24 protein-coding genes are annotated in these 26,705 nt (G+C 45.4%); 14 read left to right on the top strand and 10 right to left on the bottom strand.

Features of this window, described 5'->3' with window-relative positions:
* The first annotated feature begins 93 nt into the window (after positions 1-93).
* Positions 94-876 (top strand): exodeoxyribonuclease III, encoded by a 783-nt coding sequence (gene xth, locus B0I27_RS05295; protein ID WP_106292196.1) that lies wholly within the window; start codon positions 94-96, stop codon positions 874-876.
* 84 nt (positions 877-960) lie between these two features.
* Here the strand turns inward: xth and purL are convergent, their stop codons facing one another.
* Entirely contained in the window at positions 961-4,629 is a 3,669-nt protein-coding gene (purL, locus tag B0I27_RS05290; RefSeq protein ID WP_106292195.1) for a phosphoribosylformylglycinamidine synthase, read from the bottom strand.
* Positions 4,630-4,889: 260 nt separating this feature from the next.
* On the opposite strand from purL, the gene B0I27_RS05285 reads away from it, so the two are divergent.
* From B0I27_RS05285 to B0I27_RS05275, 3 genes are all read left to right on the top strand, one after another.
* The gene (locus B0I27_RS05285) at positions 4,890-5,717 is read left to right on the top strand and encodes an energy transducer TonB (protein ID WP_106292194.1); all 828 of its coding nucleotides are present in this window, start codon (positions 4,890-4,892) and stop codon (positions 5,715-5,717) included.
* Positions 5,718-5,843: 126 nt separating this feature from the next.
* Complete coding sequence (locus tag B0I27_RS05280; RefSeq protein WP_106292193.1) at positions 5,844-6,317, top strand: TlpA disulfide reductase family protein; 474 nt, start codon at positions 5,844-5,846, stop codon at positions 6,315-6,317.
* A gap of 1 nt (position 6,318) precedes the next feature.
* Positions 6,319-6,924, top strand: coding sequence for a thioredoxin family protein (locus B0I27_RS05275; RefSeq protein WP_106292192.1), 606 nt, complete (start codon positions 6,319-6,321; stop codon positions 6,922-6,924).
* On the opposite strand, the gene B0I27_RS05270 is transcribed toward B0I27_RS05275, so the two are convergent.
* Entirely contained in the window at positions 6,905-7,207 is a 303-nt protein-coding gene (locus B0I27_RS05270) for a response regulator receiver protein (RefSeq protein WP_106292191.1), read from the bottom strand. The genes B0I27_RS05275 and B0I27_RS05270 overlap by 20 nt on opposite strands.
* Entirely contained in the window at positions 7,207-7,929 is a 723-nt protein-coding gene (locus B0I27_RS05265; RefSeq protein WP_106292190.1) for a pirin family protein, read from the bottom strand. Before B0I27_RS05265 ends, B0I27_RS05270 begins: the two co-directional genes overlap by 1 nt.
* Positions 7,930-8,037: 108 nt before the next feature.
* On the opposite strand from B0I27_RS05265, the gene yiaK reads away from it, so the two are divergent.
* On the top strand, positions 8,038-9,009 hold the full coding sequence (gene yiaK / locus B0I27_RS05260) for a 3-dehydro-L-gulonate 2-dehydrogenase (protein WP_106292189.1): 972 nt from the start codon (positions 8,038-8,040) through the stop codon (positions 9,007-9,009).
* Positions 9,010-9,015: 6 nt separating this feature from the next.
* On the opposite strand, the gene B0I27_RS05255 is transcribed toward yiaK, so the two are convergent.
* Positions 9,016-9,603, bottom strand: coding sequence for a Crp/Fnr family transcriptional regulator (locus B0I27_RS05255; protein ID WP_106292560.1), 588 nt, complete (start codon positions 9,601-9,603; stop codon positions 9,016-9,018).
* A gap of 183 nt (positions 9,604-9,786) precedes the next feature.
* On the opposite strand from B0I27_RS05255, the gene B0I27_RS05250 reads away from it, so the two are divergent.
* Entirely contained in the window at positions 9,787-10,629 is an 843-nt protein-coding gene (locus B0I27_RS05250; RefSeq protein WP_106292188.1) for an SDR family oxidoreductase, read from the top strand.
* 20 nt (positions 10,630-10,649) lie between these two features.
* Entirely contained in the window at positions 10,650-11,837 is a 1,188-nt protein-coding gene (gene uxuA, locus B0I27_RS05245; protein ID WP_106292187.1) for a mannonate dehydratase, read from the top strand.
* Here the strand turns inward: uxuA and B0I27_RS05240 are convergent.
* The 5 genes from B0I27_RS05240 to B0I27_RS05220 form a co-directional block, all read right to left on the bottom strand.
* Positions 11,834-12,850, bottom strand: a complete 1,017-nt coding sequence (locus tag B0I27_RS05240; RefSeq protein ID WP_106292186.1) for a LacI family DNA-binding transcriptional regulator — start codon at positions 12,848-12,850, stop codon at positions 11,834-11,836. The two genes, uxuA and B0I27_RS05240, sit on opposite strands and share 4 nt — an antisense overlap.
* Positions 12,851-13,195: 345 nt before the next feature.
* Complete coding sequence (locus tag B0I27_RS05235) at positions 13,196-16,396, bottom strand: efflux RND transporter permease subunit (RefSeq protein WP_106292185.1); 3,201 nt, start codon at positions 16,394-16,396, stop codon at positions 13,196-13,198.
* 24 nt (positions 16,397-16,420) lie between these two features.
* On the bottom strand, positions 16,421-17,551 hold the full coding sequence (locus B0I27_RS05230) for an efflux RND transporter periplasmic adaptor subunit (protein ID WP_106292184.1): 1,131 nt from the start codon (positions 17,549-17,551) through the stop codon (positions 16,421-16,423).
* A 6-nt stretch (positions 17,552-17,557) separates the two neighbouring features.
* Positions 17,558-18,907 carry a TolC family protein gene (locus tag B0I27_RS05225; protein WP_106292183.1) on the bottom strand — a complete coding sequence of 450 codons (1,350 nt, stop codon included), beginning with the start codon at positions 18,905-18,907 and terminating at the stop codon, positions 17,558-17,560.
* Between the two features lie 104 nt (positions 18,908-19,011).
* Positions 19,012-19,593: a TetR/AcrR family transcriptional regulator gene (locus tag B0I27_RS05220; protein WP_106292182.1), complete on the bottom strand. Its 582-nt coding sequence runs from the start codon at positions 19,591-19,593 to the stop codon at positions 19,012-19,014.
* 227 nt (positions 19,594-19,820) lie between these two features.
* On the opposite strand from B0I27_RS05220, the gene B0I27_RS05215 reads away from it, so the two are divergent.
* On the top strand, positions 19,821-20,018 hold the full coding sequence (locus tag B0I27_RS05215; RefSeq protein ID WP_106292181.1) for a hypothetical protein: 198 nt from the start codon (positions 19,821-19,823) through the stop codon (positions 20,016-20,018).
* 81 nt (positions 20,019-20,099) lie between these two features.
* Here the strand turns inward: B0I27_RS05215 and B0I27_RS05210 are convergent, their stop codons facing one another.
* Positions 20,100-21,005 (bottom strand): AEC family transporter, encoded by a 906-nt coding sequence (locus B0I27_RS05210; RefSeq protein WP_106292180.1) that lies wholly within the window; start codon positions 21,003-21,005, stop codon positions 20,100-20,102.
* A gap of 93 nt (positions 21,006-21,098) precedes the next feature.
* On the opposite strand from B0I27_RS05210, the gene B0I27_RS05205 reads away from it, so the two are divergent.
* The 6 genes from B0I27_RS05205 to porL all read left to right on the top strand — a co-directional run bounded on the left by B0I27_RS05205 (position 21,099) and on the right by porL (position 26,681).
* A complete protein-coding gene (locus B0I27_RS05205) occupies positions 21,099-22,154 on the top strand; it encodes a nucleoid-associated protein (protein ID WP_106292179.1) in 1,056 nt (351 codons plus the stop codon).
* A 20-nt stretch (positions 22,155-22,174) separates the two neighbouring features.
* Positions 22,175-22,576 (top strand): hypothetical protein, encoded by a 402-nt coding sequence (locus B0I27_RS05200; RefSeq protein ID WP_106292178.1) that lies wholly within the window; start codon positions 22,175-22,177, stop codon positions 22,574-22,576.
* Positions 22,577-22,604: 28 nt separating this feature from the next.
* The gene (locus tag B0I27_RS05195) at positions 22,605-23,588 is read left to right on the top strand and encodes a DUF4271 domain-containing protein (protein ID WP_106292177.1); all 984 of its coding nucleotides are present in this window, start codon (positions 22,605-22,607) and stop codon (positions 23,586-23,588) included.
* Between the two features lie 6 nt (positions 23,589-23,594).
* On the top strand, positions 23,595-24,359 hold the full coding sequence (locus tag B0I27_RS05190; protein ID WP_106292176.1) for a uroporphyrinogen-III synthase: 765 nt from the start codon (positions 23,595-23,597) through the stop codon (positions 24,357-24,359).
* A 159-nt stretch (positions 24,360-24,518) separates the two neighbouring features.
* A complete protein-coding gene (porK, locus tag B0I27_RS05185; protein ID WP_106292175.1) occupies positions 24,519-25,835 on the top strand; it encodes a T9SS ring complex lipoprotein PorK/GldK in 1,317 nt (438 codons plus the stop codon).
* Positions 25,836-25,862: 27 nt separating this feature from the next.
* The gene (porL, locus tag B0I27_RS05180; protein ID WP_106292174.1) at positions 25,863-26,681 is read left to right on the top strand and encodes a type IX secretion system motor protein PorL/GldL; all 819 of its coding nucleotides are present in this window, start codon (positions 25,863-25,865) and stop codon (positions 26,679-26,681) included.
* The last annotated feature ends 24 nt before the right edge of the window (positions 26,682-26,705 follow it).

Below are 26,705 nucleotides of genomic sequence, written 5' to 3'. Positions count from 1 at the left end.
GAGTGGTAGTAGAGAAGTCCTTAAATTCGACATGCAAATTGTAGTTCAGAATAACAATGCAAGCAGAACGGTGTACATTTGTTTTACCCTGATATGAAAATAGCAACTTACAATGTGAATGGAGTTAACGGCAGGCTGCCTGTTTTACTCCGCTGGCTGGAGGAATCCGCACCCGATATCGTATGCCTTCAGGAGCTTAAGGCGCCACAGGAGAAATTTCCTGAACAAGCTATCCGGGATGCCGGGTATAATGTAATCTGGCACGGGCAAAAGAGCTGGAATGGAGTGGCTATCCTTGCCAGGGACCGGGAAATTAAAGAAGTCAGGCGGGCACTGCCCGGAGATCCGGAGGATGAACATAGCAGGTACATCGAAGCAATCGTAGATGGCATAGTGGTAGGCTGTCTCTATCTGCCTAATGGAAACCCGGTTCCGGGACCGAAGCTCGAATATAAGCTGCGATGGTTCGAAAGGCTTACTGCGCATGCCGCGGGGCTGTTGCAGTCTGGTTTGCCGGTTGTTTTAACTGGCGACTACAATGTGATGCCTACGGAGCTGGATGTGTATAAGCCGGAACGCTGGGTGGAAGATGCCCTGTTCAGACCGGAGGTCAGGCAGGCGTTTAAAAATTTGGTTGATCAAGGTTGGACAGACGCCCTGAGAAAGCTCTATCCCAATGAAAAAATATATACGTTCTGGGATTATTTCCGTAACGCTTACGGGCGGGATGCCGGACTGCGCATTGATCATTTCTTGTTGAGCCCTTCACTGGATAGCCGTCTGGCTGCAGCGGGAGTAGATAAGCATGTACGGGGCTGGGAAAAGACCAGCGATCATGCTCCGGTTTGGATAGAGCTTGCCGATACGGCGGTATAAAGCCGGAAAGAACAAGGCTAATAACAAAAAAGAGCAGGCGAGAATCCATTCTGCCTGCTCTTTTTAATATTTATCAGCCTTCTATTATCCCTGATGGTTTTCCAGCCATTTTCTGGCATTTACGAAAGCCTCTATCCATGGTGTTACTTCGTCCTTTCTACCTGCAGGATAATGTGCCCAGTTCCACTGGAATATCGAGCGTTCGATATGTGGCATAGTCACCAGGTGACGACCGGTGTCGTCGCATAGGATAGCCGTATTGTATCCTGATCCGTTCGGATTTGCAGGATAGCTTTCATATCCGTATTTCGCCACGATCTGATACTGATCCTGATCCATTGGCAGCTGGAATTTACCCTCCCCATGAGATATCCACACACCCAGCGTACTTCCGGCAAGACTCGACAGCATAACGGAATTGTTTTCCTGAATAGTCAGTGACGTGAAGCCGCTTTCATGCTTGTTACTGTCGTTATGCAGCATTTTAGGCTTGTCCTTGTGATCCTTGTTGATCAGACCCAGCTCAACGAAGAGCTGACAGCCGTTACAGATACCCACAGACAGGGTGTCCGGACGGTCGAAGAAGTTCTCCAGCGCAATTCTGGCCTTTTCATTATAAAGGAAAGCTCCTGCCCATCCTTTTGCAGATCCGAGTACATCAGAGTTGGAGAATCCACCAACTGCGCCGATGAACTGGATATCCTCCAGGGTCTCGCGACCAGAGATCAGGTCGGTCATGTGCACGTCTTTGACGTCAAAGCCGGCCAGATACATCGCGTTAGCCATCTCTCTTTCCGAATTGCTTCCTTTTTCACGGATGATAGCCGCTTTGATGCGAGGCTTGCCTTCTTCCAAAACAGGCTTCTTTCCATCAAAATGAGATGGGAATGAATACCTCAGCTGCTGATTTTTATAATTCTCAAAGCGTTCTTTAGCCTTTACCGGACCGCTTTGTTTCTGATCAAGGAGATACGATGTTTTGAACCAAACGTCGCGTAAATCGTCAATGCTCAGGTTCAGCTCAACAGCTCCAAGGCTGGTTAAATTTAGTTTGGCAGTGTCGTTGACTGTACCGATTTTATGGAAGCGAATGTCCTTTGCAGATAGCGTTTCCTCGACACCAGCAGATGCCTGGAAAACCACACCGATATTCTCAGCAAAAAGAAGCTTGATGATATCCTGTTCTCCCAGAGAGGTAAGATCGATATCTGCTCCCAGCTCTCTGTCAGCGAAACACATTTCCAGCAGTGTTGTGATCAAACCGCCGCTGCCGATATCATGACCTGCCTGAATTTTGCCGCCTTTTATCAGCTCCTGAAGCACATTAAACGTTGTCTTGAAGTTCGCCGCATTTTTTACGTCAGGTGCTTCATCGCCGATTCTGTTCAATACCTGAGCAAAAGATGAGCCGCCTAATTTATAGCTATCCTCAGATAGATTGATGTAATAGATGTTACCGCCATCTTTTTGAAGAACCGGTTCCACTACAGCGGTGATATCGCTGCAATTACCTCCCGCTGATATGATAACCGTACCCGGAGCGATCACATCCCCGTCCTTGTACTTTTGTTTCATGGACAGGGAGTCTTTTCCGGTCGGGATATTGATGCCAAGGTCTATCGCGAAGTCTGAACATGCCTTCACCGCTTCGTAGAGACGTGCGTCTTCACCTTCATTCTTGCATGCCCACATCCAGTTTGCGGAAAGGGAAACACTCGTCAGGCCATCCTTGAGAGGTGCCCAAACGATGTTGGAAAGTGATTCTGCAATGGCATTGCGGCTTCCCGCAGCTGCGTCGATCAGTGCTGTTAAAGGAGAGTGTCCTACGGAGGTAGCAATACCTTCTTTTCCCTGGAAATCCAGGGCCATAACGCCGCAGTTATTCAGAGGTAGCTGCAGAGGTCCTGCGCATTGCTGCTTGGCAACACGCCCGCCTACGCAACGGTCCACCTTATTTGTCAGCCAGTCTTTACATGCTACAGCTTCAAGCTGCAATACCTGGTTAAGGTAAGCGTCGAAGTTCGCTGCATCGTAAGTCAAGGGCTGATACTTTCTTTCAATTTTCTTATCCTCCATGATCACCTTCGGAGAGCTGCCAAACATATCTTTCAGCTCCAGATCCATGGGTTTGATGCCGGTAGTTGCTGATTCAAATGTAAAGCGGTGGTCACCTGTAACCGTTCCTACGGTGTACATTGGAGACCTTTCGCGATCAGCGATTCTTTTCAGTGTGTCGATGTTTTCTTGTCCGATAACCAGACCCATACGCTCCTGAGATTCATTTCCGATGATTTCTTTAGCGGAAAGGGTAGGATCGCCCACAGGGAGCATATCCAGATCGATCTTACCGCCGGTATCTTCTACCAGCTCTGAAAGACAATTTAAATGCCCGCCTGCACCATGGTCGTGAATGGAGATGATCGTGTTGTGATCGCTTTCCACCATACCGCGAACAGCGTTCGCCGCTCTCTTCTGCATTTCCGGATTAGAGCGCTGAACAGCATTAAGCTCAATTCCTGAACCAAGAGCACCGGTGTCTGCTGAAGATACCGCCGCGCCTCCCATACCAATCCGGTAGTTTTCTCCGCCGAGGATAACGATTTTATCGCCCGTTGAGGGCTTTTGTTTCTGAGCCTGGCTTGCCTTGCCATAGCCCACGCCACCCGCAAGCATGATCACCTTGTCAAAGCCAAGTTTGCGATTGTCTTCTGTATGTTCAAATGTCAGTACGGATCCTGTAATTAATGGCTGTCCGAATTTGTTACCAAAATCAGAAGCACCATTAGATGCCTTGATCAGGATATCCATCGGAGTCTGGTATAACCATTGTCTTTCCTCCATGCCTTTCTCCCAGGGACGGTTTTCTTCCAGTCTGGATAATGCGGTCATGTATACAGCTGTACCTGCCAGAGGCAATGAACCTTGTCCGCCGGCAAGCCTGTCCCTGATCTCTCCTCCCGAACCGGTCGCCGCTCCGTTGAAAGGTTCTACCGTTGTAGGGAAGTTATGTGTTTCTGCTTTTATGGAAATAACAGATTCAAATTCGCTTGTTGTGTAGTAATCGGGTACGTCGGCACGCTTAGGTGCAAACTGAAGAACCTTAGGCCCTTTGATGAACGCCACATTATCTTTATATGCCGATACGATGTCATTCGGATGGGTCTCTGAAGTCTTTCTGATCAGTTTAAATAGGGAAGAGGGTTGTTCTTCTCCGTCTATAACAAACTTTCCGTTGAATATTTTATGGCGGCAATGTTCTGAATTTACCTGAGAAAAACCGAATACTTCCGAGTCGGTAAGGGCACGCCCAAGTCTTTGAGAAAGGCCGATGAGGTAATCAACCTCTTCGTCACTCAGCGAAAGCCCTTCCTGCTTGTTATATGCTGCAATGTCTTGAATTTCCTTGATCTCTTCTGGCTTTACATGGACGGTGTACAGATCCTGATTAAGCTCTTTGTATTTCTGAGACAGCATCGGATCGAATCCGGTAAAGCTTTCTTCTACCTGCCGAAACTCTTCAATTCTGATGATGCCCTGAATGCCCATGTTTTGCGTGATTTCCACTGCATTGGTGCTCCATGGAGTGATCATAGCAGCACGGGGACCAACGAAGGGGGCCTTAAGCGTGCTTTCATTACTGAGATTTGCACCACCAAACAACCATTCCAGCTTCGGAATATCGCCCGCAGACAGCTGTTGTTGTGATTGTACCGCGAAAACTATTTGGGATTGACTAGAGAAGAAATAGATCATTGTAATGTTTTGATTTGCAAATTTAGTTTTAATGCTTGGAATGCCTAATGAATGAGGGGAATAAACCATTTTTTTCAATCATTTTTAGTGCTTTTTCAAAATCTGCATTTCCAGTTGTGGAATTCTCTGTCTTAAACCATCCTGATATAAAGTAGACAAAGGATCTTCTTTAAACCACATCATCTTTAGAGGTACCGCTAGGATAAAGGGTTTTCAGACATGATTCCCGTGTGAATGGATCATTTAAAAACTCAACCGCAATGGCACAATTAGATATTTTTAATCAGCAATGGATAGATGTCGTTTTCACAGGGCGAAATCAGGCTTATGGAGCGTATCAGCTCCGCAAAAATAACAACCGTACCATCGCCCGGTCAATGCTCTTCGGGGCGGCTTTCTTTATTCTTGTAATGAGTGCGCCGCTGATTTCCAGATACCTCAACGGGGGCGATACTGAATTGTCAACCCCTACCCCAGACCTGCATACAGATGTCGTCCTGATAACTCCGCCCGCGATTGACGAAAGTGTTCCGCCTCCGTCAGTGGCAGAGCCTCCAAAGCGGCGTACTGATCAGGTCAGATTCGTTCCTCCAAGGGTGGTGCCTGCCAGTCAGGTTGTGGACGAAATTCCTACTGTAGATGATTTAAAGGTGGCGGACCCTGGTCCCGAGACAGTAAAGGGAGATCCCGGCGCAGAGGTGGTTATCGATCAGCCGGTAGGTACCTCTACCACAACTCACGCTGCGACTATAGAAGATGAACAGGTTTATGGTATGGTATCCATTGAGCAGATGCCCGAATTTCCGGGGGGCTTATCCAAATTTTACAGCTATATCAGTAAAAATTACAACTATCCGGCAGCTGCAAGGGAGCAGGGAGTTTCAGGAAGAGTGATTGTAAGCTTTATAGTGGAGAAGGATGGAAGTCTGACGGATATAAAAGTCCTCAGAGATATGGGATTGGGAACCGGAGAGGAGGCCATGCGTCTGCTTAAGAAATCGTCCAAATGGAGAGCCGGTGTGCAAAACGGAAGAAACGTACGGGTTCAATATACACTTCCCATTATGCTTAATCTTGAAGCTCAATAGCTGCTGAAACTCGGTGGCGAAGGCTCTGGTATTCCCGGGATGAATAAATCAGGCATTAAATAAAAGCTAAACTTTTGATTGGCTTTTATTTAATGCCTAAGTTTGTGTATACCATCGGCCGCTACCATGAAATTCCTTTTTGCTATTCTCATTTGCCTGCTTTCTTCCAGGGCTGGGGCCCAGGCGAAGCTGCTAAGCCTTAAGGACTTTGATCAAAGGCTGGCGAACGGTAAGGATACCACATTTGTCATTAACTTCTGGGCTACCTGGTGCGCTCCCTGCGTACAGGAACTCCCCTACTTTGAGCGGCTCCGTAAAGAAAATAAGGCGCTGCCTCTCCAGGTTCTGCTTATTAGTGTCGACTCCAGATCCAAGCTGGAAAAACTGGTAAATCCTTTCATCAAGACGCATCAAATCGAATCAGAAGTGTATATTTTCGACGAACCCGACCAGCAGAAGTTCATCGATCATGTAGACAAGAACTGGAGAGGTTCCGTCCCGGCTACGCTTGTCGTTAATACAGCTTCTTCCCGGCGCAGTTTTTACGAACGAGAATTCTCTTACGAAGAACTTAAAAGCTTAACTATAAACCCCGAATAAAATGAAAAAAGTTGTTATGTCATGCGTCCTGCTTCTTGCAATCTGCATGAAGTTATCCGCCCAGGGTTATACCGTTGGCTCGGTAGTCCAAGATTTTAGTCTAAAGAACGTCGACAACAAAATGTTGTCTCCCGCTGATTTCAAATCAGCCAAAGGTTTCATTGTAGTATTTACCTGTAACACCTGTCCCGTTGCCAAAGACTACGAGAACCGTATTATCGCCCTTAACACAGAGTATGCTCCTAAAGGCTATCCGGTGATCGCCATCAATACGAATGACGCGGTTGCTTCGCCGGGAGATAGTTTCGCCAAAATGCAGGAGCGTGCCAATGAAAAGAACTTCAGTTTCCCGTATCTGCTGGATGCGGATCAGCAGATAACGAAGCGATTTGGTGCGAGCCATACGCCGACGGTTTTTATTCTGGCCAAGACAAATAAAGGAAATGTTGTCGAATATACCGGAGCGATCGATAATGATCAGGATGAGAGCAACCCTTCAAGGTCAACTTTCGTGAAGAATGCGGTGAATGAACTGATCAATGGAAAAAAGCCCTCTGTAAGCAAGACGAAGGCCGTTGGATGTACCGTTAAATGGAAGAAGGCTTAAGAGCCTCATTAATCTCGCATAGCAGTAACCCGCTTCCGCCCCCATAATGTAACACTACCGGGATATTCTGGCCCAAATCTTTCAGGATCAGGCGAATTTTACTTTCGTCTGATCCTGATCCTAAAAGAATAAGATTGTAGTTTGCCGACAGTAGCAGCGCCCTCGCTGTCTCGGAAGACAAAGCAATATCTCCCTGCCACTGCGGATTCTGATTGATGAGACGCAAAATCGTCGCCATAATTTTCTCATTCGTACCTACCGCGAGGATGCTGATCTTTTGCATTAGAGTCGAACCTCCATCGGGACTTCCATAATAAGAAGTTCAGCGTCTGATGTTGCCTCAATACTAACTTCTGAGATATCCCAAATTCCGTATCCGTCTCTGGTTTCCAGGTCCTGGCCGTCTACCTTAAGTGCGCCCTTCAATACAAAGAAGTAAATACCGTTTCCTTCTTTCTTCAGATTGTAGGTCGCCTGTTTGCCCTCGTCGAACCGTCCCATGTGGAACCATGCATCCTGATGAATCCACACCCCTTCATCGTCTTTATCCGGAGACAAGACCTGATTGAGCACATTGCGTTTATTATCTATATCCAGCTTGATCTGATCATATCGGGGAGTAACATCCCTTTTGTTAGGGAATATCCATATCTGAAGGAATTTAACAGGCTCGTTCGGATTCTTGTTGTATTCCGCATGATAAATTCCTGTACCTGCGCTCATCACCTGAATCTCTCCTGCTTTGATAACAGCGACGTTTCCCATGCTGTCTTTATGCTGAAGTTCTCCCTCGAGGGGAATGGATACGATTTCCATATTGTCATGAGGATGATTACCGAAGCCTCTTCCGCCGTCTACGGTGTCGTCATTCAGCACCCGCAGTGCTCCAAAATGCACGCGTTCTGGATTGTAGTACCCCGCAAAGCTGAAGGTGTGAAAACTTTTCAGCCATCCATGATCGGCTGAACCTCTTGTTGCTGCTTGATGTAATACTGATTTTTTCATAACACTACAAAGTTACCGCTATGCAAACATCGGCCACTTAATTTAGGTTAAGAAAGAAAGCATTCGATGGATATCTTTGATGTCAACAGGTAATTAAAACGCGCAGTTATGAAGGTCGAATTCACCAGGCTACAAGAAGAGTTTAAAAGGGTTTTGTTAAACAACGGATTTCAGGAATCAAAGGCAGAATTATGTGCCCGCATCTTTGCAGAGAATAGCAGAGACGGCGTTCATACTCATGGCTTGAATCGCTTTCCTTCATTTGTACGTGCGGTGAAGGAAGGCCTGGTTAAGCCAGCTGCTGAGCCCGAACGCATGGAAGGGATGGCTGCCCTCGAAAACTGGGATGGAAACCTCGCTCCCGGGATATCCAATGCGATTCATTGCATGAACAGGGCGATTGAATTAGCCGGTGAGTATGGTGTAGGCTGTGTGTCGCTTAAAAATACCAATCACTGGATGCGTGGCGGAACCTACGGCTGGCAAGCGGCCGATGCAGGCTTCATCGGAGTCTGCTTTACCAATACCATCGCTAATGTGACGCCCTGGGGTGGGACGGAACCTCGTCTGGGTAATAACCCCATCGTTATTGCGGTGCCCCGGGCCGGGGGGCATATCGTGCTGGACATGGCGGTGTCTCAGTATTCGTTTGGGAAGATGCAGGAATATAAGTTCCGCGAGGAACATTTACCCTTCCCAGGAGGATACGACAGTGAGGGGAAGCTGAGCAAAGAACCGGCTAAGATCATAGAATCGCAGCGGGCCTTACCCATCGGATACTGGAAAGGCTCAGGTTTATCCTTGTTGGTCGACGTGCTGCTGACTTCGCTCAGCGGCGGAAGATCTACCGCCGAGATTACCCGTGGAGGCGCAGAGTCGGGCGTTTCCCAATGCTTCATCGCGATAAAGCCAGGCACAGGAAATGAAGCTCTCGTGGAGCAGATTCTTAAATTTACCAAGCTCGGACACCCTGAAGAGGTTCGGTATCCGGGAGAAAGCACCCTTTCCAAACGAAATCAACATACGCGTGATGGTATTCCTGTGAACGAAAAAATCTGGAATGAAGTGCTGAGTATGTAGTGCAGATTACTTCTTCTTTAGCAAATTGCTTCGCATCTTGCTAAAGAATTCAGGCGTAACTCCAATGTAGGAGGCTACCTGCTTGAGGGGTACATACTCCGTCAGGCTGGGATATTTACTGCAAAACTTCGTATACCGCTCCTCTGCCGTGAGGCTCAGGTTGTCAAGTACCCTCTCCTGAGATGCGACGAGCGATTTTTCTATAATGATCCGAAAGAAACGTTCGAACTTAGGTATCTCCTTATAAAGAAGCTCCTGATTGCTCTTCGACAGCTTCAGTACTTCCGTTTCCTCCAGCGCCTCGATGTTCAAGGTGCCCGCTTTTTGCGAGATCAGGCTATACATATCGGCTATCCACCATCCCTTTGGCGCGAAGTTAAGTACGTGTTCCATGCCGTTCTTGTCGTAGGTATATCCTCTGAGGCAACCCTGCGTTACGAAGGTGGAATACCGGCAGATATCTCCGGTTTGCAATATGATTTTTTTTCTGGGGATGGTGTCCGGTTTTAACAGCGAGACAAATAGATCTTTTTCCCCCTTCTCAAGCGAAATAAAAGGGGCGATGTTTTCCAGTATCAGGTCTGCTCCGGTCATAATAGCGAAGTTAAAGAAAAATGTTAAGCTGCGAATCAGGGTGCTGTTTACGTCAACAAGGCGTTCCTTTGCCCTGTTTTGCCGAAAACGATTCCGTAAATAAATGTAGGTAAAGCCTGTCTTAGCAAAGATATTTTCATCAATTTTACGGAGCAAACCACAATTTAATAACCAAAAAAGGATATGTCATCAGAATTTTCAGGTAAAGTAGCAGTTGTAACCGGTGGTGGCGGCGTGCTATGCAGTACAATGGCCCAGGCTCTTGCAGACAAAGGAGCAAAGATCGCCATCTTAGATTTGAGAGAAGAAACTGCCGAACGAGTTGCGGCGGAAATCAGAGAAAAAGGCGGAGATGCCGTAGGCGTTGCATGTAACGTTCTGGATCTCGAGAGCTTAAAGGCGGCTCACCAGAAAGTAAACGAGCTCCTCGGGTCTTGCGATATTCTGATTAACGGAGCGGGCGGTAACCATCCTAAAGGAACGACTTCCAAAGGCTTCCTGCTGGCAGAAGACCTTGACTCTACAGAAGAAGGATTGAAGACTTTCTTTGATCTGGACCCTGAAGGAATCAAGTTTGTATTTGATCTCAACTTTATTGGTACACTATTGCCTACACAGGTGTTTGCAAAAGATATGATTGGTAAGAGCGGAGCCTCTATTATTAATATATCCTCTATGAACGCATTTACTCCTTTGACAAAGATCCCGGCATACAGCGGCGCAAAGGCAGCAATATCGAATTTTACACAATGGCTTGCGGTTCACTTTTCGAAAGTAGGTATCCGCGTTAACGCTCTGGCCCCGGGCTTTTTCCTTACAGAACAAAACCGGACCTTGCTTACCAATACCGACGGAAGCCTGACTGACCGCGGAAATACCATCATCTCCCACACTCCGATGAGCCGTTTCGGAACACCGGACGATCTTACCGGAACCTTATTATGGTTGTGTGGCGATGGATCTCAATTCGTTACCGGAGTTGTCATTCCTATTGACGGAGGCTTCAGCGCATTTTCAGGTGTTTAATCAATAATAAAATCGAGTATATGTCATTAGAGCAAACATGGAGATGGTACGGACCCAAGGATCCGGTGTCTCTCGCAGATATCAGACAGGCAGGTGCTACCGGTATAGTTACCGCCCTGCATCATGTTCCAAACGGTCAGGTTTGGACTAAAGAAGAAATTGTCAAAAGAAAACAGGAAGTGGAAGCTGCAGGCCTGACCTGGTCTGTAGTGGAGAGCGTTCCTGTTCACGAAGATATTAAGAAGCGTACAGGCGATTACCAGCTGTATATCGACAACTACAAGCAAACGCTGACTAACCTCGGCGCCTGCGGTATTGACATCGTATGCTATAACTTCATGCCGATACTGGATTGGACGCGTACCAATCTTGACTATGAAATGCCCGACGGTTCCACCGCTTTGCGTTTTGAAGCAGCGGCATTTGCGGCCTTCGAGCTTTATATCCTGAACAGACCGGGTGCAGAAGCCAGCTATACCGACGAGCAAAAGCAAAAAGCAAAAGTGTACTTTGATTCTTTAGCAGAAGAAGATAAGAAAGCACTCGTAAAAAATATTATTGCAGGACTTCCGGGTTCTGAAGAAGGCTACTCTCTGGAAGATTTCCTGAAAGTGCTGGCCGGATACGACTCAACAGGACCTAAAGAACTGAAAGCGAATCTGTACAGCTTCCTGTCGGAGATCGTTCCTACCGCTGAACAAGCCGGTGTCCTTCTGTGTATCCACCCTGATGATCCTCCGTTCCCTATTCTTGGCTTACCACGTGTGGTGAGTACAGAAGCTGATATTGTTGAGCTATTTCAGGCTGTTGACAGTCCGAACAATGGTCTTACATATTGCACCGGTTCTTTCGGCGTGAGAGCAGATAATGACCTTGCAGGAATGGTTGAACGCCTGGGTCATAGAATCCACTTTATTCACCTGAGAAGCACCCGCCGTGATGCTGAAGGGAATTTCCATGAGGCAGATCACCTTGACGGAGATGTGGATATGTATGCTGTGATGAAGGCTTTGGTAGAGGAGCAGGAAAGACGTAAGGCTGCCGGCAGAGCAGATCTTCGGATGCCGTTCCGTCCGGATCATGGTCATAAGATGCTGGATGACCTTAAGAAAAAAACAAATCCTGGCTATTCAGCGATCGGTCGCTTAAGAGGTCTTGCAGAACTGCGGGGTCTTGAAGTCGCCATCCGCAGAAACAAAGGAATTTAATTAGCAGCAGTAGATCTTCGCTCAATCAGATTTGAGCGAAGAACTATTGTTTGGTCCTCCATCTTGATATGGGGCTTCTTAAGCGCCTCAAATAAAGCCTTTGCCGCCTCCCGCCCCATGTTAAAGGCCGGCTGTGTGATGGTTGTCAGTGCGGGGTTTAGCAGTGATGCCGTTCTTAAATTCGAGAAACCCACTATTTTTACATCTTCCGGTATCCTCAAATTCAGTTCTGAGCATACTTCGTAAGCGAGTATTGCCAGCGATTCTACAGAAGCAAAAACCCCATCCGGCCTGCCATCCGCACTGAAAAGCTCTTTTATTTTTTCATAATTTTCGGCTGAATTTCTGTTGCAGCACACGATGAATTCTTCCCGGAACAAAAGTCCGCGTTTTGAAACCGACTCCATATATCCCTTCATGCGCTGCTGTTCGATCGATAGCTCGCCCGAATAGGTGAGGTAAGCTACTCTCTGGCTACCCCTGCTGATGAGGTGACTGGTAGCGAGATAGCCGCTTTCAAAGTTATTGGTGGTTATTTTTGCCGTTTCAATGGTGTCTGATACCCGGTCGAAAAAAACTACTGGAACCTTGCTTTCCTGCAGCTCTTTGAGATGGTCTGTATCTTCGGGTCCTCCGGATAAGGACATTAAAATGCCATCCACGCGGCCATTCAGCAACAGTCTTACTATATCAGCTTCCTTCTGCAGGTTTTCATGGGTGATATAGATTAATACGTGATAGTTATTAGCTTGTGCCACTTCCTCAATTCCGTTGATTGCAACGGAAAAATAGTTATTGGCGATTTCCGGCAGAATCACCGCAATCGTTTTACTGCTGCGGTTTCTGAGGCTTCGTGCAAAAGGATTGGGTTGATAATTAAGCTTTTTTGCCAGAGCAAGGACTTTCTTCTTCGTTCCTTCACTAATGTCATAGCTATCGCTCAAAGCCCTGGAAACCGTCGATATCGCAAGATTTAATTCTTTAGCAAGCCGTTTTAAGTTAACCTGATCCATAATCCCGATACGAAGATATTAATTAAAAATATAAATGAGACCGTATCCATCCTCCTGATACCCACCCCGGGTGTTCCGGTGATCAGCCTGTGACCTGCTTAAGGTTTGCTTGTGGGTGTAGCCACCATTATGCCACAGTGATGCCACAGTGAGGCCACGTTTCACCGCAAAAAGGTGGCCTCACCGTGGCCTCACCGTGGCCTCACTGTGGCATCACCCCGGCCTCAGCCACCAGCTGGCCACTAGCAGATCACCAGCTCGCTACGGGATGTTCATAAGCCCACTAAAGCAAAGAGGGGTGATCATGATTAATGATACACCCCTCTTTTTGGTTTGACGTTTTATCTAATAATTACCGTCGTTTTCATCATTTTCATCGACATGCAGAGTATCCTTATGTTCATCAGGATTGTAGTTTGCCTGAAGTTCAGCTAATTTCTCTTTACCATACGCAAGGCGCGTGATCAATATAAACAGTACGGGCACGAAAAAGATTGCCAGTAGCGTTGCTGCAAGCATACCGCCAAAAACGGTCCATCCGATCGTCTGTCTGGAAGCCGCTCCCGCTCCCGTCGACAACATCAAAGGAACAATACCCAGGATGAATGCAAGAGAGGTCATGATGATCGGTCGCAGACGCAGCTTCACCGCTTCAATTGTTGCGGCAACAAGCTCCATTCCCCAATCCACACGTTCTTTGGCAAACTCCACGATCAAGATGGCGTTTTTGGCTGCCAGTCCGATAAGGGTTACCAAGCCGATCTGTGCGAAGATATTGTTATCGATCTTCGGAAGGAATGTCAGGGCAAGAATCGCTCCGAATACACCCAAAGGCACCGACAAAAGGATAGAGAAAGGGACCGACCAGCTTTCGTAAAGAGCTGCCAGTAACAGGAACACGAATACAATACACAGCGCGAAGATATAGATTGTGCTATTTCCGGATTCTTGCTCCTGTGCACTCAGTCCCGAGAAACTGTAGGTATAGCCTTGTGGAAGTGTCTGTGCTGCAACTTCCTCTAGTGCCTTCAAGGCATCTCCACTACTGTAACCAGGTGCGGCACTACCGTTTACTTCGATAGCCCGGAAAAGGTTGTAGTGGTTAATGATGGATGGTTTTTGTACCATTTCATAAGTCACTAAAGCACTCAAAGGTACGTTACTGCCGGAAACGTTTTTAACATACAGGTTTCCGATGTCTTCAATATGCTGACGGTAGGTGGTGTCGGCCTGGGTTACTACACGGAAGTTTCGTCCGTAGCGCGTGAAGTCATTGATATACGCACTTCCCAGATAACTGGAAATAGTACTATATATCGTACCAACCGAAACGCCCATTTTTTTAGCCTGCTCTCTGTTGACAGTCAGCTGATAGTTTGGTGTGTTAGCATTAAACAAGGTATAGGCCATTCCGATTTCCGGGCGCTGGTTTGCGGCTCCGAGGAATTTGAACACTGCGGCCTGGAAATTTTTGATATCGCCGGCCTGCTGTTCTTCAATCTGGAGGCTGAAACCACCACTCACACCAAGTCCGGGAATAGCAGGAGGAGCAACTGCCAGTACGCTACCCTCTTTCGCACCTGCAAACATCCCTTGAATCTGGCCGAGAATTTCCGCAACGGTACGCTGACGTTCATCCCAATGATTCATTTGTACGAAGTACGTTCCTGCATTCGATTTGAATGATCTGTTCAGGATGTTGATTCCGGCTATTGAGGTAATGTTTTTTACTTCCGGAATTTCTTTCTGAACACGTTTCGTAACATAGGATAAGAATTCATCCGTACGGGAAGCAGACGCTCCTTCAGGAAGTGTAATACCCATCAGGAATATACCAGCGTCTTCAGTAGGTATGAAACCTGCTGATTTATTGCTGAACAAACCCACAGTTCCTATATAGATACAAACCAGAATGATCATGACCATAGGAGCTTTGCGGATACACCATTTCACTCCTTCCGAATATCTGTTTGTAACGCGGTGGAACCAGCTGTTGAACTTGTAAAAGAATTTATTTATTCCTTTTGATTCCTTATTCAGGTTCATTGGAACGAGAAGGAGAGAACAAAGGGCCGGGGTTAGAGAAAGTGCCACGAATGCAGATATGATTACCGATACCGCGATGGTGATGGCAAACTGCTGATATAGCTGGCCAACCATGCCGGGGATGAATCCTACCGGTATGAAAACCGCAGCAAGAATAAGGGCAATGGCTATTACCGGCGCTGTTATGTCCTTCATTGCACGCCTGGTTGCTTCTTTGGCAGACAGCTTCTCGTGGTCAATGTAGTGCTGGACGGCCTCCACCACCACGATCGCATCATCCACCACAATACCAATAGCCAGTACGAAGGCCAGCATAGTAAGGGTATTGATGGAAAATCCTAAGAGTGTGAAGAAAATGAAGGTACCGATAATCGAAACCGGAATGGCGAGCACGGGAATCAGTGTCGCTCTCCAGCTTTGCAGGAAGAGGAATACCACCAGGGTTACCAGGATCAGAGCCTCTATCAGCGTGTGAATAACGGAATTGATGGATACGTTGATTACGGACACCGTTTCATAACTGATGATGTAATCAAGGTCATTAGGGAACGATTTTTTTAATTCCTGAAGCGCCTTTTGGATACCCTCATAGGTTTGAACCGCGTTACCACCGGGCATCTGATTGATGGCCATCATGGATGCGGTCTTCCCGTTTACCATGGAACGTGTGGCGTAAGAAAATTCCCCCAGCTCAACTCGCGCTACGTCTTTAAGATAAACGATAGAGCCCTCGGCGCCTGTCTTGATGACGATATTTTCAAACTCTTCTTCCGTATCCAGATCACCATCTAGGATTACGGGGAACTCAAATACCTGTGATGATTGCTGAGGAGGGCCACCTACACTACCACCCGGTACACGTACGTTTTGCTCTTGTATAGCCGCCGATACATCTGCGGGAGTTAGATTAAGCTGAGCCAGTTTCCCTGCGTCAAGCCACACCCTCATACTGAACGGTTGCCCGAATGCCTGAACGTCACCCACTCCGTCAACACGCATGATGGCGTCTCTTAGATAGAGGTTGACGTAGTTGGACATGAATTTCATGTCGTGGGTGCCATTTGGAGAGTAAAGTCCCAATACCGCCAGGATATCGGTATTGGCTTTTCTTGTAGTTACTCCAAGACGTCGTACCGCTTCGGGAAGTGCCGGTTCAGCGATACCGACCCTGTTCTGAACATCCAGCGTGGCGATATCGATATCGGTACCGACATCGAACGTTACTGTAATAGCCGAACGGCCGTCAGAGGTACTGTTTGACGACATGTAAGACATGCCGGGAGTACCATTAATCTGACTTTCTATGGGTGTGGTAACTGTTTTTTCAACAGTTTCTGCGTCTGCGCCAGTGTAAACACCGCTTACGGTAACAGTTGGCGGAGCAATATTGGGATACTGACTGATCGGTAGGGTCGTCAGTACGATAACACCTACCATTACAATCAAAATGGAGATGACAATAGCGGTGACTGGTCGCCGTATGAATACTTCTGAGATCATATAGATTTGTCTGCTTTGAAATAATTATTGTTTAGGTGCGGCTGCCGGCTGAGCGGATGCTTCTGTCTGGATTACCGCGCCTTCTCTGAGGTTTTGAGTTCCGGTGCTTACGATCACTTCGCCTTCTTTAAGGCCGTCCCGTATAACAATCCTATCGTTTACCTTGATCCCTAACTTCACCTGGCGTTGTGCAACTTTATTGCTGTCTCCAACTACATACACGGTGAACTCGCCCAATTGTTCGGTAACGGCCTGGTAAGGCACTGTGATCTGCTCACCTGATTGCTTGTTGGCAACCTGAACGGTACAGTTCATGCCTGCTACCAGCTTTCCGTTGGCATTAGGGAAGCTTGCACGTACACGGAGGGTTCCCGTTTGAGGATCAACTGCGCGATCTACGGCGAGCACCTTGCCGCTTGAACTATATTTTGAATTATCCGGAAGGATAATATCGAAGCTAGCTGCTTTTCCCTGCTGAAGCTGCGAGAAGTAGGCGATATCACTTTCGTTGATATTGATATCCACACCCATCGGATCGGGGGCAGATACGGTATTGATGAGTGTTGATCCCGCGGTAACCAATGCACCTCTTCTTACCATAGAGATACCAATCTTTCCTGAAAACGGAGCGATGATGGTAGAACGGCGAAGATCAGTTGCTGCATTTGAAAGAGTTGCCTGCGCGGAGGCGACTTGTGCCTGCGCCGTCTGGAGGTCTGCCTGAGCATAATCTACACGTTGTTTTGCGATAGCGTCTTGCTGGGCAAGGCGAGTATAGCGTTCTGCGTCTTTTTGCGTCTTGGTCAGGTTTGCTTTTGCAATTTGCAGCTGCGCATTGGCCTGGTTGTAGACTGCCTGATATCTGCTCCTGTCTATTTCATACAATTTTTGACCTTTTGATACTTGCTGACCATCTTTTACAAAGATATTGGTGATGTAGCCGTTGACTTCAGCTCTAAGCTCGACTTCGTTTAGAGGAACTATCGTTCCGGGGTAAGAATCAATACCATTGACCTGTTCTTTTTGTACGGTGTAGGTGCTGACGGTCACCGCTGGAGGTGCTGCAGGAGCCTGCTTACTCTGATCAGATCCGCCGCAGGCTGTAAGTAACGCAGAGCCAAAGATTATAGAAGCAAATGTTAGTTTATTATTCATGATGGGTTATTGTTGAAAGGTAATGGTTCCTAAAGCTTGTTGAACATCTAATTTGCTGGAAAGTAGACTGTATAATGCATTGAGATAGTTGATCTGGGAGGTACGTAAATCTGTTTCAGCTGTCATCAGCTCCAGATACGTCTTTATTCCCTCGTCGTATTGAACTTTGATCGTGTTGTAGACCTCTTGCGAGAGTCCCACATTCTGGCGTGCAGTTTTCCAGTCGTTCAGATTAGCTTTATAGGAAGCCATTGCAGCCTCTGTCTGGCTCTGGATCTGATTACGCACATCTATGAGATCAAGCTCCAGTCTTCTTTCCTGAAGCTGCGCCTTCCGGATCTCCTGGATACGTCTGGTACCTTGAAATACGGGTATTCTCAAGGTCAGGCCTCCAACGGAGCTTGGATAGCTGGTGTCGTAGAGGTTGCTGATCTCCTTGTTCATGTAGTTCCAGTTGTAATTGATGAAACCGGAAAGGGTGGGAAGGTAAGCAAGCTTATTATAGCTGGTGTTAATGCGTTGCAGTTCCCGTTGTGTTTCCAGCTGTTTGTATTCGATCCTGTTTCTATAATTCAGCTGCTGGGTAGTATCTAACAAGATTTCACTCTCCATGCTGGCGTTATTCACATTTATAGTCAGATCGCGGGTTACGGGGTAACCGATAAGCTGTTTCAAATAAGCGTGTTTATATTTAAGCATTTCCGTGATTCTCTTTTTATCAGCCAGTGAATTGCTTAAGCTGATTTGTGCCCTCTTATAGTCAGTTTTATCGACCAAGCCTCCTTCATACTGTGCGAAAGCATCTTTCAGCTGTTTTTCCAGACGTGCAATATTCTCGTCAGTAATATTAAGCTGCTCTCTGCTCGTCAGGATGTCGTAAAAAGCCTTGCTGACATCCACGACTGTAGAAATCCTGGTATTTTCCGTGCTTTGCTTATATTGCTCTCTAAAGTATTTCGCCGTTTTGGACGCCTGGATGAGACCTGCATCCAGTATCTTCTGATCTGCCTGAAGCGAAAACAATGATGTGTTTTTGGCTCCTATTGTTAGAAAAGATGTTTCTCCGTTGTTGTTCAGAACACTTACCTGCTGCTTAAAGTTGTGATTGAAACTTCCGTTAGCATTGATTTGGGGAAGCCAGCCCGATAAAGCGGATTTGATATCGCGTTCGCCAATTTCCTCATCAATAAGTGCCTGATTGATATAGGGTTGATTTTTCAGTGCATATTGGATGCATTGTTCCAGAGTTGCATTTCCCAACGTGGAATCGGCAGTGGTAGTTTGCGCAGAAAGAGTGCCGGGAACCATCAGCGGTATTCCTAATACTAATGAAAAGATGAGCTTTCTTGTTTTCATTGAAAATTCTATTTTAAGCTTGGATACAGAGATCACAGAGATGTCTTAAATAAATTAGACCGTGTTATGATTTTCGTATTTCGGGTGTGAGAATTGTTATTTGTTTATCGGTGTTTAATGCCGTCCCAGATGACCAGAGCGGTTTCGCGTAAACGGTCTTTGGTGAACTCATAGCGTCCTGATAAATGATATTTTGCTGCGGCTATGATGCTGCCATGTATTACGGGTACAAGTAGTTGATAGTCAAGATTTTTTATATATCCTGAATTTATTCCTCTTTGAAAAAATGGAACAACTCCCGAGGATAAAAGTTTGCTTTCGTTTTCGGGATTACAGTGTCTGTAAGGAGATGTCATATATTGTTCAATGAAGTGCAAAACGTCCTCGTTTTCAATGAAATACTCACATTGCGCAATCCAGAACGAGAGAAATAATTCTTTGTAAGGCTTATCATCCTCCTGATGAGGGATGATATTACTCATTCGTTCTTTAACGTACAGGTACAAGGACTGGATTAAGGTGTCTTTGCTATCGAAGTAATGGTATATCGTGCCAGCGGCAACGCCAGCGCTCTTTGCAATCTGACTCATAGGCGTTCCGTGGAATCCATTCTCCTTTATAAGACGCAGTGTGCTTTCCAGTATCGCCGTCTTCTTGCAGGTAATATTTTCTAATTGAACGTTCATTCGGTCGCGAAGATAGGTAGTTTGACCTTAAACTATAATCGGGTAAGCTGATAATGACAGTTCAATGATAATTGCTTTTCCTTGCAAAAAACTCAATTCCGGATGTCTTTTATTATGATACTATCAACTTATTAAAATAATGCATGTTAACGATCAATATCAAATATGATCTGCGTCAGTTCCTTATCTGCTTGTTGCGACTAGATTTGTAGCAAAATTACCCAGTCATGGAAACACATAAAGTAATCTCCAATGTATCTGCTTCAGCTTTTAATTGCAATTGCTGTGATGCTTCTCTAAATTATATTCAGGTTTTAAACGATGAATTAAGAATTCAGGAAGATTATTTCGAATGTCCAAAATGCGGATCGAAAATTGAGAGTCTGTTAACAGAAGAAGAAGACGTACCTGCCTTTTTTGACTGATAGTATCAGTCTGATTTATATCCTTAAGACTTTCTCTCCGATATTCGAGGGTGGCTGCAGTACGCAGGTTGCCTTTCAGTCTTAAAGTAGCAACTGCATAATATGCCACCAAAAGGCGGTTGATAAGAATGCTATGAAGATTCCGAGGCCAACCATCATGTTCGCTAATTGAGGGTTCAGCTTATATTCGTCAGCCAGAAGACTTCCTGTAACGAGGGTGGGCATGGCTGCCTGTAAGATGCTTACTTGCGGAATTGTTCCTTTGATGCCAAAAATCAGAGCCGTTGTGAGTACCAATGCTGGTGTTATAAAAAGCTTGAAGACCAGTCCGAAGGAGAGGTTTTTCCACTCGCTTTTCCATTCAGAAAATTTCAGCTGCAGACCAATAGAAAACAAAGCAAGAGGGCCAACGGTGACGATAAGCCGATCGAGCAAGGGATTCAGGGGACTTAGATCAACGAATCGCGGAAGGATAAGAGCCATCAGGAAAGCTATGAAAGGAGGAAACTTAAAAGCTTTCCGGATAATAACTCCCGGAGATACCGTTTCGCCGTCTGCCGCACGCAAGGCGGTGATGATACCCACCGTTGTCAGCAGCATAAACGTTACCTGGTCTGAAATAATGGCTATACTTAGTGCTTCCTCGCCGAAGTAAGCGATTACCAGCGGGAAACCCAGAAACGATGTGTTGGCAAGTCCCGTAGAAAGTTTTAATGATCCCTTGGTAGCGCTGTCAATCTTGAATTTCCAGGCATAGGCAGTTACTGCAAGCCATGCAGCCACCCATCCGATGATCGGGGCCATAGCCGGGAAGATCATTTCCGGACTCCATTCAATAGCCGGAATATACTTTAGTGATAAGGCTGGTAGAGCGACGAACAAGACCCATGCATTGATTCCTTTGTATGAATCTTTAGGTAATGACCCAAAGATGTTAAACAGCAGCCCCATCAGAAGCGAGCCCGCTATCAAAATAAAGTTGATCATATTATTTGAACCCCGAGGGTGTTAGAAATATCAGCAAAAGTAGGCGATTGATGAAATATTTCAGTATGTTTCACGCCTTTTTACAAATTGATTATGGTCACATTTTTCGAAGCAGCGCTGGAGCATCTGTCTATTCACCGAATTGGGAACAAGATGCAGGAAGAGTTTTATGTTCTTTCTGAGGAACCTTTCCGGATAGACGATGAGTTACTCAATAATTTATTGATGCAATATTATCTCAAACCTTTTGAGAAGGTTAATGAAGTTTATCGCTTTATGCATTCGAGCGGTAATCTGGAGCTCAATGAGATGTTCCACTTCTGTACGGAGATATTTGACGATCCGCTTCGCTTTCACGAAAACTCTCAAATGATGGCTAAGTTCCTGTACGATGTCTCAACCCATCCCAAGATCAAGTCTGGCGAACTTTACGTGGTATCCTTTAAAAATGTCCAGATAGAGGGCGAAGTGCTCGATGCGATTGGTGTGTTTAAATCTGAAACGAAGGAAACCTACTTAAAGGTTTTTCCTGAGAAATCGGGTTTCAGACTGGAGTACGAACAGGAAGGAATTAATATTCAAAAGCTTGATAAGGGCGTTCTTATTTTTAAGACTGACAAATCCGAGGGGTATAAAGTGTTGGTGACCGACCAGACCAACAGAAGCACGGAGGCTGTTTACTGGAAAGATGACTTCCTTAAACTCCAGATTCGTAATGATAGTTATAATCAGACTTCAGCGGCACTTGGTGTTTATAAAGACTTTATCACTACAAGGGTGGATGAAGAGTTTGAGTTGACCAAGGCGGATAAGATTGATTTGCTTAACAAATCAATGAAATATTTCAAAGAGAAAGAGAGTTTTGATTTGGACGAATTTTCAAACGAGGTCATCGTCAATCCGGACGCTATAGCATCCTTTAAAGCATATAAAAGCAATTATGAGCAGGAATTCGATACGGAAATAAATGATTCGTTCGACATCTCTGCCGCCGCCGTTAAGACGCAGGCAAGGAAGTTTAAAAGTATTTTAAAGCTGGATAAAAACTTTCATATCTATATCCACGGTGACAGAGAGTTAATAGAGAAGGGTTTCGATGAGGGGAGATCGATGAATTTTTACAAGGTCTTTTTTAAGGAAGAGCAGTAGTTTCATTAGTATAACAAGTCATGAGTTTATCAAGGGTTTTTTATTTAAGCATCTTTATTTTGCTGGTCGTATCGACCGCTTGTAATCCGGCTGTAAATGATGAGGATCTTTATGGTGTTTGGCAATATGTAAAAGTGGAGAATCCCAATCAAGGAAGTGTAACACCTGATGAGGAGCTAAAAGAGAACAACCCATCTATTCGGTTCAGCAAGGGAAAGAAGTTGGAAATGATTTGGGGAGGAAGGGCATTGTCTGAAGGAACCTATCATATCGAGTACCCTGTTATCAATTATGAAGAGAATTTAAAAGAACAGGGCAGCAGGAAAATTAAATTTCTGATTAAAAAGTTAGAAGATGGCGTGCTTGTTTTTCAGACCATGGAAGCGGATGCTGTAAGAGTTACAGCAAGGAAACTGAAATGAAAATGGCTACCTTTGCCTCTTATTGTATATGAACTTCTTCGCCCGTCTACTATTCGTCTTCCTGATAAGCTTGTCTGCAGGTGCTGTACAGGCACAGGTGGACACTGTTGCTGAATCATCTGCGGGGTTCAAAGAATCCAGAATAAACAGATGGAGATTGTTACAGGAGGAGAAGAAGCGGGTTAATGATTCTCTACGCCATATTGGCGATTCTTTGTCCATGGTATGGATTAAGAAACCCGATCCCGGGAGGGAAAACCGATTTCGTGACAGCTTGTTTAAGGCGAATCTCGTAACGAATCTTGACTTTTCAGAATGGGAGTCGAGATCGAAAAAGCCCGAGCAACAGTATGATTCCGGAAAGCTTAGAAAGAAGGGAGAGCTGTGGGTGATTGCATTTGTACTGGTTTCCCTGATATTATTTGCCATATTAAGGCATATGTTCTTTAATGAACTATCAGCTATAATTCACGCTTTCTTCAGCAATCGGGTTCTCAGCCAGATCAATAAAGAGGAAAAGTTTTTTAATTCCTGGCCGTTTGTATTTCTATATCTGCTTTTCGGATTTACCATTGGAATGTTCTTGTACCAGTGTGGGAAGTACTTCCAGCTTTCCTATTCCTATAGTGGATTTCAATGGTTTTTACGGCTATCGATGATTGTTATTGGAGTGTTCACACTTAAAGTCATCCTGTTGAAGTTCCTTGGTTTTCTATTTGACTCGGTGAAGCTTGTCAAAGAATATATTTCTATTTTATTCCTTAGTTACTTCAACGCTGCCCTGTTGTTTCTTCCGATAGTCATTGCGTTTAGTTTAACGCCGACGCGTTTTGCTCCTTACTATATTTATCTGTCGTTTGTACTGATATTCTTCATCGTTTTTTCTCAATTCACAAGGGCTATCTCTAATATCTTGTCTAGCTACAAGTTTCCTAAGCTGTATTTAATTTTGTATCTTTGTGCGCTTGAAATCTGCCCAATATTGGTATTAATTAAAGCTCTCAGGTTCTAAATAAAGATGCAGTTATCAGACAGGAAGAAAAAGGTTAAAAGCGTTTTGGTAACCTTGCCAAAACCGGAAACAGATAAGTCACCTTACTTTGAATTAGCGAAAAAGTATAACGTTAAAATTGATTTTCGCTCGTTTATTCACGTAGAAGGTGTTACGGCAAAGGATTTTCGTAAGGACAGGATCAACCTCGCTGACTTTTCAGCTGTGGTTTTCACTAGCAGAAATGCAGCAGATCACTTTTTTAGAATATGTGAGGAAATGAGGTTTGATGTGCCTTCGGAGATGAAATATTTCTGTCTTTCGGAGAATATTGCCTTATATCTGCAGAAATACATTCAATATCGTAAGCGGAAGATCTTTTTTGGAAAGCAAACTGCATCTGATCTTGCGGAAGTACTGAAAAAGAATGCATCGGAAAAGTTCCTTTTTCCTTGTTCGGATGTAGCGGCTGAAGAAACCCTGAAGTTTATGCAGGACAACGGCTATGATATTACTCCGGCAGTGCTATTCAGAACGGTGTGCAGTGACCTGTCAGACCTTGCTGATGTCTTTTATGATGTAATAGCTTTCTTTAGTCCGTCCAGTATACAATCACTATACAAAAACTTCCCAGATTTTGTGCAAAATGACACACGTATCGCTGCATTTGGTGCAAGTACTCAAAAGGCGATTCAGGAGCGTGATCTTATATTAGATATTCCGGCCCCGACGCCCGTTGCCCCAAGTATGACGATGGCTATTGAGCAATATATAAAGCTCGCGAACAAGTAAATTTGAAGACTTTATTCTTTCAAACTAACCCCTTTTTTATATGTTTGTCTAAAGAGGGGCATAGTTTGTTAAATCTGTGCGAAATTTGAATCAGATGTAAAGAGTTTTAATAACTTAGCCCCAAATTCAATAGAATTTTTAACCAGGTTCAGCGCATAGATGAGAAGAGTTTACATGATTGCTTTTTCTCTACTTTCCATAGTGGCAGCGAGTTGCGGTCGCAATGGAGCAGGAGGAGAATTAGTAGGGGTAAAGAATAAGAAAGTAAGTACAAGCCAGGTCCCTTACGGGATGGTTTATGTGCCTGCCGGCACGTTTGTGATGGGTCAAACCGACCAGGATATCACTTTCTCACAAATTGCACAAAATAAGCAAGTCACTGTCCAGGCTTTTTATATGGATGAAACCGAGATTACAAACAGTGAATACAGACAGTTTGTGAACTGGGTGCGAGACTCCATTGCGATCACCGACTATCTTCAGGATCCTCAATTGTTTGTTCAGACCGGTAACCAGGCATCCGGTAGCGGGGGTCAGCGTTATATCGACTGGGCGAAAGTTGGAGATGGATCCATCATATGGAGCAATAAGCGGAGTCCTGCAAATGCGAACAAACTTCAGGGAATGTACTACCAGGGAGAGGACAGGATCTTCGACCAAAACGAAATAGACGTACGTCTTCTTAAATACAACTTTGCATTTGTAAATCTACAGGATGCAGCGAATCACAGGGCTGACCGTACGAAGAGGAGATCTGATTTTATTTTCCGCGATACAGTAGCGGTTTATCCTGATACGCTTGCCTGGCTGGCAGACTTTGCCTATGCACAGAATGATCCGCTTACAGAAGGATATTTCACTCACCCTTCCTATGCAAATTATCCTGTTGTGGGCGTTACGTGGAGACAGGCGAGAGCCTTCACCGTGTGGCGTACAAGGCTCTATCAAAATTCGAAACAAGCGGAGCGAAGCCCGCGGCTGCCTTATGGTTTACCATCCGAAGCGGAGTTTGAATATGCTGCCCGCGGTGGTAGGATAGGTACGGATTACCCTTGGGGCGGTCCTTATATCCGCAATGCAAAAGGATGTCTGATGGCTAATTTTAAGCCGGGAAGAGGAAACTATAATGATGACGGAGGGGCAACCACAGTGAATGTGAAGTCTTATTTTCCGAATGATTTCGGATTATATAATATGGCTGGAAACGTTGCTGAATGGACATCATCAGCCTACGATGAGTCGGCTTCAACCTTTGTACACGATATGAACCCGGTCTTCAGCTATGAGGCCAAAACAGGCGACCCTGAAACGATGAAACGTAAAGTCGTAAGAGGCGGATCCTGGAAGGATATTGGATATTTTCTGCAAAATTCCACCCGGACATATGAATATCAGGACACATCCAAGTCTTACATAGGCTTTCGATGTGTAACCCGCTATCCGGGAAGGGATATCAGGGATAAGAGTACATTCTAATTAAAAAATCAAAAAATTATATTTAAGATGGCTGAGAAGAAAAGCACAGGATTTGAGGGGTTCCTGCATAAAGCGATATCCTGGGGTGCGAGTATTGTTATTTTGGGTGCATTGTTTAAGATTCTTCATATAGGGGGTGTCTGGGGCAACTACATGATTGGTATAGGACTAGGGGTGGAAGCGTTCCTTTTCTTTTTAACAGGCTTTGTTCCTCCTGCCAAGGATCCGGAATGGGCCAGGGTTTATCCGGAACTTGCTGATGATTTCAGCGGTGAGTTACCGCAGAAGGCAACTCGTCAGGCGCCGGTAGCTAGCTCCGCACCGACATCTGCTGCATTAGATAAAATGCTTGCTGATGCGAAAGTTGGTCCTGAACTGATCCAAAGTCTGGGTGATGGATTAAGGACTTTCGGTGATAAGGTAGCCTCGATATCTACCGTTGCCGACGCTTCCATTGCAACAAATGAGTATACTTCTAAGGTAAAGAGTGCTTCAGGTAGTTTTGACAAACTGAACGTTGCTTTTTCTAAGGCTACAGAGAATCTTGCTGAACTTGGTAACACCAATGCAGATACGAAATCATACCATGAGCAGGTTAATAATCTGGCTCGCAACTTGTCTGCATTAAATGCTGTATATGAGCTGGAATTGCAGGACTCAAGTGCCCACTTGAAGTCGATGAATAAGTTTTATCAGAACGTCTCTTTGACCATGCAGAATTTCAACGAGTCGATGGAAGATTCTAAACAGTTTAAAGATGAGGTTGGTCGTCTGGCTAAGAATCTGGCCTCTTTGAACGCGATTTATGGTAATATGCTTTCGGCTATGAATCAGCCGCGGGTCTAAGTTAATGATGGACAGTATCAATAC

It is taken from the genome of Arcticibacter pallidicorallinus, from assembly GCF_003002875.1.
Taxonomy (GTDB): domain Bacteria; phylum Bacteroidota; class Bacteroidia; order Sphingobacteriales; family Sphingobacteriaceae; genus Arcticibacter; species Arcticibacter pallidicorallinus.
The sequence above is the reverse complement of the archived record's forward strand: the minus strand, read 5'-3'. Positions and strand labels throughout refer to the sequence as shown.

Excerpts from the sequence above, each read along its gene's own strand:
- xth (WP_106292196.1), top strand. The coding sequence starts at position 94 with ATGAAAATAGCAACTTACAATGTGAATGGAGTTAACGGCAGGCTGCCT.
- purL (WP_106292195.1), bottom strand. The coding sequence starts at position 4,629 with ATGATCTATTTCTTCTCTAGTCAATCCCAAATAGTTTTCGCGGTACAA.
- B0I27_RS05285 (WP_106292194.1), top strand. The coding sequence starts at position 4,890 with ATGGCACAATTAGATATTTTTAATCAGCAATGGATAGATGTCGTTTTC.
- B0I27_RS05280 (WP_106292193.1), top strand. The coding sequence starts at position 5,844 with ATGAAATTCCTTTTTGCTATTCTCATTTGCCTGCTTTCTTCCAGGGCT.
- B0I27_RS05275 (WP_106292192.1), top strand. The coding sequence starts at position 6,319 with ATGAAAAAAGTTGTTATGTCATGCGTCCTGCTTCTTGCAATCTGCATG.
- B0I27_RS05270 (WP_106292191.1), bottom strand. The coding sequence starts at position 7,207 with ATGCAAAAGATCAGCATCCTCGCGGTAGGTACGAATGAGAAAATTATG.
- B0I27_RS05265 (WP_106292190.1), bottom strand. The coding sequence starts at position 7,929 with ATGAAAAAATCAGTATTACATCAAGCAGCAACAAGAGGTTCAGCCGAT.
- yiaK (WP_106292189.1), top strand. The coding sequence starts at position 8,038 with ATGAAGGTCGAATTCACCAGGCTACAAGAAGAGTTTAAAAGGGTTTTG.
- B0I27_RS05255 (WP_106292560.1), bottom strand. The coding sequence starts at position 9,603 with ATGACCGGAGCAGACCTGATACTGGAAAACATCGCCCCTTTTATTTCG.
- B0I27_RS05250 (WP_106292188.1), top strand. The coding sequence starts at position 9,787 with ATGTCATCAGAATTTTCAGGTAAAGTAGCAGTTGTAACCGGTGGTGGC.
- uxuA (WP_106292187.1), top strand. The coding sequence starts at position 10,650 with ATGTCATTAGAGCAAACATGGAGATGGTACGGACCCAAGGATCCGGTG.
- B0I27_RS05240 (WP_106292186.1), bottom strand. The coding sequence starts at position 12,850 with ATGGATCAGGTTAACTTAAAACGGCTTGCTAAAGAATTAAATCTTGCG.
- B0I27_RS05235 (WP_106292185.1), bottom strand. The coding sequence starts at position 16,396 with ATGATCTCAGAAGTATTCATACGGCGACCAGTCACCGCTATTGTCATC.
- B0I27_RS05230 (WP_106292184.1), bottom strand. The coding sequence starts at position 17,551 with ATGAATAATAAACTAACATTTGCTTCTATAATCTTTGGCTCTGCGTTA.
- B0I27_RS05225 (WP_106292183.1), bottom strand. The coding sequence starts at position 18,907 with ATGAAAACAAGAAAGCTCATCTTTTCATTAGTATTAGGAATACCGCTG.
- B0I27_RS05220 (WP_106292182.1), bottom strand. The coding sequence starts at position 19,593 with ATGAACGTTCAATTAGAAAATATTACCTGCAAGAAGACGGCGATACTG.
- B0I27_RS05215 (WP_106292181.1), top strand. The coding sequence starts at position 19,821 with ATGGAAACACATAAAGTAATCTCCAATGTATCTGCTTCAGCTTTTAAT.
- B0I27_RS05210 (WP_106292180.1), bottom strand. The coding sequence starts at position 21,005 with ATGATCAACTTTATTTTGATAGCGGGCTCGCTTCTGATGGGGCTGCTG.
- B0I27_RS05205 (WP_106292179.1), top strand. The coding sequence starts at position 21,099 with ATGGTCACATTTTTCGAAGCAGCGCTGGAGCATCTGTCTATTCACCGA.
- B0I27_RS05200 (WP_106292178.1), top strand. The coding sequence starts at position 22,175 with ATGAGTTTATCAAGGGTTTTTTATTTAAGCATCTTTATTTTGCTGGTC.
- B0I27_RS05195 (WP_106292177.1), top strand. The coding sequence starts at position 22,605 with ATGAACTTCTTCGCCCGTCTACTATTCGTCTTCCTGATAAGCTTGTCT.
- B0I27_RS05190 (WP_106292176.1), top strand. The coding sequence starts at position 23,595 with ATGCAGTTATCAGACAGGAAGAAAAAGGTTAAAAGCGTTTTGGTAACC.
- porK (WP_106292175.1), top strand. The coding sequence starts at position 24,519 with ATGAGAAGAGTTTACATGATTGCTTTTTCTCTACTTTCCATAGTGGCA.
- porL (WP_106292174.1), top strand. The coding sequence starts at position 25,863 with ATGGCTGAGAAGAAAAGCACAGGATTTGAGGGGTTCCTGCATAAAGCG.